Source organism: Neisseria sp. HMSC065D04 (genome assembly GCF_001815675.1).
GTDB lineage: Bacteria > Pseudomonadota > Gammaproteobacteria > Burkholderiales > Neisseriaceae > Neisseria.
Map to the genome: position 1 here is coordinate 1 of NZ_KV821492.1, position 4045 is coordinate 4045.

Annotated in this window: 7 protein-coding genes; 2 read left to right on the plus strand and 5 right to left on the minus strand. The window is 50.5% G+C overall.

Features of this window, described 5'->3' with window-relative positions; all coding sequences use genetic code 11:
• Window positions 1-20 precede the first annotated feature (20 nt).
• Complete coding sequence (locus HMPREF3050_RS03070; protein WP_070773404.1) at window positions 21-428, minus strand: hypothetical protein; 408 nt, start codon at window positions 426-428, stop codon at window positions 21-23.
• 384 nt (window positions 429-812) lie between these two features.
• Between HMPREF3050_RS03070 and waaF the strand changes: the two genes are divergently transcribed.
• Window positions 813-1838: a lipopolysaccharide heptosyltransferase II gene (gene waaF / locus HMPREF3050_RS03075; protein WP_070773405.1), complete on the plus strand. Its 1026-nt coding sequence runs from the start codon at window positions 813-815 to the stop codon at window positions 1836-1838.
• A 109-nt stretch (window positions 1839-1947) separates the two neighbouring features.
• On the opposite strand, the gene hscB is transcribed toward waaF, so the two are convergent.
• Window positions 1948-2454, minus strand: coding sequence for a Fe-S protein assembly co-chaperone HscB (gene hscB / locus HMPREF3050_RS03080; protein ID WP_070773406.1), 507 nt, complete (start codon window positions 2452-2454; stop codon window positions 1948-1950).
• Between the two features lie 82 nt (window positions 2455-2536).
• On the opposite strand from hscB, the gene HMPREF3050_RS13180 reads away from it, so the two are divergent.
• Window positions 2537-2758, plus strand: a complete 222-nt coding sequence (locus tag HMPREF3050_RS13180; protein ID WP_049223989.1) for an alternative ribosome-rescue factor A — start codon at window positions 2537-2539, stop codon at window positions 2756-2758.
• On the opposite strand, the gene iscA is transcribed toward HMPREF3050_RS13180, so the two are convergent.
• From iscA to HMPREF3050_RS03095, 3 genes are read right to left on the minus strand one after another with little or no spacing between them, the layout of a single operon-like run.
• Complete coding sequence (gene iscA, locus HMPREF3050_RS03085; RefSeq protein ID WP_070608865.1) at window positions 2718-3038, minus strand: iron-sulfur cluster assembly protein IscA; 321 nt, start codon at window positions 3036-3038, stop codon at window positions 2718-2720. The two genes, HMPREF3050_RS13180 and iscA, sit on opposite strands and share 41 nt — an antisense overlap.
• A 60-nt stretch (window positions 3039-3098) precedes the next feature.
• A complete protein-coding gene (locus HMPREF3050_RS03090; RefSeq protein ID WP_070773407.1) occupies window positions 3099-3695 on the minus strand; it encodes a hypothetical protein in 597 nt (198 codons plus the stop codon).
• A gap of 14 nt (window positions 3696-3709) precedes the next feature.
• Complete coding sequence (locus HMPREF3050_RS03095) at window positions 3710-3958, minus strand: recombinase RecA (RefSeq protein WP_070773408.1); 249 nt, start codon at window positions 3956-3958, stop codon at window positions 3710-3712.
• Between the last annotated feature and the right edge of the window lie 87 nt (window positions 3959-4045).

The following is a 4045-nucleotide window of genomic DNA, read 5'->3' on the forward strand; positions in this document are numbered from 1 at the left end:
AGTATTGTACCATTTTGTTTTTAATTGACTATAGCATGCAAACACGCAATAATCACCAAACAGGAGACAACGAAATATACACCCGAAACAAACATAAACAGCATAGACATCAAGCCTTGCCCCATATCACCACAACAAAGCGGCGTCGAATTGCTCCAATACAAAAACAGATAGGCGCCATTAAGAATCGATGTCGCCCAAAGAGAGGCAGGCATATATCGCTTGAAATAAAGATAAGGCAGGCATAGGAAAAATTGCACCAACAGACCAAACCCGGCCATCTCAAGCGCCTCCTTCGGTTCATTCGCCCCTAAATCAAAATATTGCGCCCAAGCATAAGACCATAAGGTCATAACGATGACAATCACAACAGCCGCGCTCAATAAAGAAAAAATCCGCTGTTGCTTGTTTTGAAATTGAAAAAACACGATACGTCCAAACCTCCTCAGAGCGGCACTTTCAAGCCCATTGATATTATAGTGGATTAACTTTAAATCAGGACAAGGCGAAAGCCGCAGATACAGTACAGATAGTACGGAACCGATTCACTTGGTGCTTCAGCACCTTAGAGAATCGTTCTCTTTGAGCTAAGGCGAGGTAACGCCGTCCCGGTTTAAAGTTAAATCCACTATAGAAGGGTTCGATTTTTATTCAAAACCCTTATTCAGTCAACATGACACCACTGATTTCAACCTGCCTTTTCAGACGACCCCTCGGTCTTTTGCACAACAATACCATCAAACCGCACTCGCCAACCCCATGCGCCTTGGTTTCCTATACAATATCGCGCAATACAAACCCACCCTACCACCATGTCCAAAAAAATCCTTATCATCACCCCGAGCTGGATCGGCGACTGCGTCATGACCCAGCCGCTTTACCGCCGCCTGCACGAACTCCATCCCGGCTGCACCATAGACGCATTCGCGCCCAAATGGTCGATGGCGGTATTCGAACGTATGCCCGAAATCAACCGCGTTATTGAAAATCCGTTCGGACACGGCGCATTAGAGCTGAAAAAACGCTGGCGTATCGGGCGCGAACTGGGCAAACAGGGTTACGACCAAGTCATCATCCTGCCCGGCTCGCTCAAATCCGCCCTCATCGCCTTCGCCACCGGCATCAAACAGCGCACCGGCTACGTCGGAGAATCGCGCTATCTGCTGCTCAACGACATCCGCAAACTCGACAAAGCCGCCCTGCCCCTGATGGTTGACCGCTATACCGCCCTCGCCCACCCGACGCAGGCGGACTTCAACGGACATTCCGATAACCCGCGTTTCACCATTTCTCCCGAAAGCCGCGCCGCCGCGCTTGCCAAATACGGCTTGGACACAGACAAACCCGTTCTCGCCTTCTGTCCGGGCGCGGAATACGGCCCCGCCAAACGCTGGCCCGCGCGCCATTTCGCCGAACTCGGCCGCCGCTATCTGGCGGAAGGCTGGCAGGTTTGGCTCTTTGGTTCGCAAAAAGATTTCGACATCGCCGAAGAAATCAACCGCCTTTCAGACGGCCTCTGCACCAACCTCTGCGGCAAAACCAACCTTTCCGAAGCGATTGACCTGCTCTCCTGCGCCGACACCGTCGTCTGCAACGACAGCGGCCTGATGCACCTCGCCGCCGCCCTCAACCGCAAACTCGTCGCTGCCTACGGCTCGTCCAGCCCCGATCACACCCCACCCTTGAGCCAAAAAGCCAAAATCGTCAGCCTGCACCTCGAATGCTCGCCCTGCTTCAAACGCGAATGCCCGTTGGGACACACCGACTGCCTGAACAAACTCACGCCGGACATGGTTCAAAAAGCGGCGGAGGAATTGGCGCAAACGCAATCTGAATAAGCCATCAACCGACAAATTCTAAATCTGCAACAAAACCATACGACAAAAGGTCGTCTGAAACCTTATTCCGGTTTTCAGACGACCTTTCAGATGCTCAAAATCTGAGTATTTAATCTTGCAACGCGGCGGCGATTTCGTTGCGCAGTTTGTTTAAAAACCTGCCGTGGCGCACCCATTGGGCGGCGGTTTCGTGGTCTTTCCCGGCAAAGGCCGTCCGCAAATCTTGATACAGCTTGTCTTGCTCGCGGCTGATTTCTTGATCCAACGCGCGCAGGGCTTCGTTGTTTTGCGCCATTTGCGCATCCATCAGCGCTTCGCGCCATTCCATTTGCTGCATGAGAAATTCAGGGGCAAAAGAGGTATGCTCCGGCGCATCGGCGTCTATGCCCAACGTTTTCAGCAGATACGCGGCGCGGTCGATGGGATTTTTCAAGGTACGGTAGGCATCGTTGATGGTGGAAGACATCATCACTGCCTGCTTTTGCTCGAAAGCGGAGGCTGAAGCGAATTTGTCAGGATGGAAACGGGCAGCCAAGGCGCGGTAGGTTTGCTCCAAGTTTTCGGCGTCGATATCGAAAGCGGGTTCAAGCTGGAAGAGTGTGAAATATTGAGACATGGTGGGATAATTAATGTGAAATTTTCGGCAGAAACCTAATTTTGCCTTATAATCCGCTGATTCTTAACCAAAAGGACTGAATATGAGCAGTAAAGTGCAACACAATAAAGGCAAAATACGCGACAATGCCTTAAAAGCCTTAGTGAAATCCGATTTGTTCCGACACAAGGTGGAACGGAAAAGAAAAGGCAAAGGCAGCTACAACAGACAGGAAGCGAAAAAATGGCGGGACGGTTTTGATACTGTCCCGCCGTTTTTATGTCTTAAACGTGGAAGCTCTCGCCACAGCCGCAAGAGTCTTTGACATTCGGATTTTCGAATTTGAAACCTTCCTGCAAGCCTTCTTTGGTGTAATCGACTTGCGTGCCGTCCAGATAAACCAAGCTTTTCGGGTCGATATAAACGCGCGCGCCGTGTTCTTCGAAAATCAGGTCGTCCTCGTTCGCTTCATCGACAAATTCAAGGTTGTATGCCATGCCCGAGCAGCCGCTGGTTTTCACACCCAAGCGCACGCCCAAGCCTTTGCCGCGTTTGGTCAGGTAGTTGTTGATGTATTTGGCTGCATTTTCTGTGATGGTAATCAAAATATTTGTCCTTTTTATATAGATTGAAAATACTTGTTTTTAGGTCGTCTGAAACTTGAGTTAACTTTTTGGCAACCTGCGGTGCCGCTGACGATACAGCAACACAGCCCAAATCAACCAAACACCCAGCCAAACAGGGAAGAGTGCTAACAGACTGATCCAGCCATAAATACTGCCTGTCCAATCACGGTTAAGCGGCGTACGGAATGCAGAATCCAACCAGGTCCGAGAGGCTAAATATACCCGTGCAGTTTCGCCCCGTATCTCAGGACGCAAAGACAAGATTTCCACTTCGATATGGTTTAACCCAATCGGCGTATCCGCACATTCCAAACAGCGGATATCTATCCGCCGCCGCGCATGTGCTGCGCTTTTGCTTGTGCTTTGTGGCGTATAGACTTGATAAGTAATGTCGTTAGGCGAGGGTTCCACACTTGCCGCATGCAGTTTCGCCTGCCCGGATTCACGCTCAATCGTGATAAGGGGCGGTTGACCGTTTTGGAGCGCAACATAGGATAATTTTACCCGTGCACCTTCCTTTAAAACAATGCTTTGTGCAGGAGGATAGTAATTCACCACCGCAAATAAAGCATATCCGACCAGCAGTATCAAACTATATGCGTAAAACAGTATTTTCGCGATACCGCATTTACCCATTTATCTAACCTTGTTCAATTTTCCGTTGCCTGTCGCTGCTGCGCCCAAGCAACAGCAGCCTGCATGGCTGCACGGGCCTGCGGACTGTTTTTCCAACAGGTCGAGCCGGTCAATTTCGCGCCCTGTTCCAAAACATCGTCCAAATCCGCTGCCGCCAGCGTGGCAACATCATCCAAACCCATTTGCTGCAAACGCTGCAATATGGTTTTGCCTATGCCTTTGACGGCAAGCAGGGATTGGGCTTCTTCATCGGTAAAAGGCATATCGTCTCCTTCGATTTTGCAGGCATATCGACAAATATAAGCCTACGGCTTATCGCCCTCTCCCTAACCCTCTCCCACGGGGAGAGG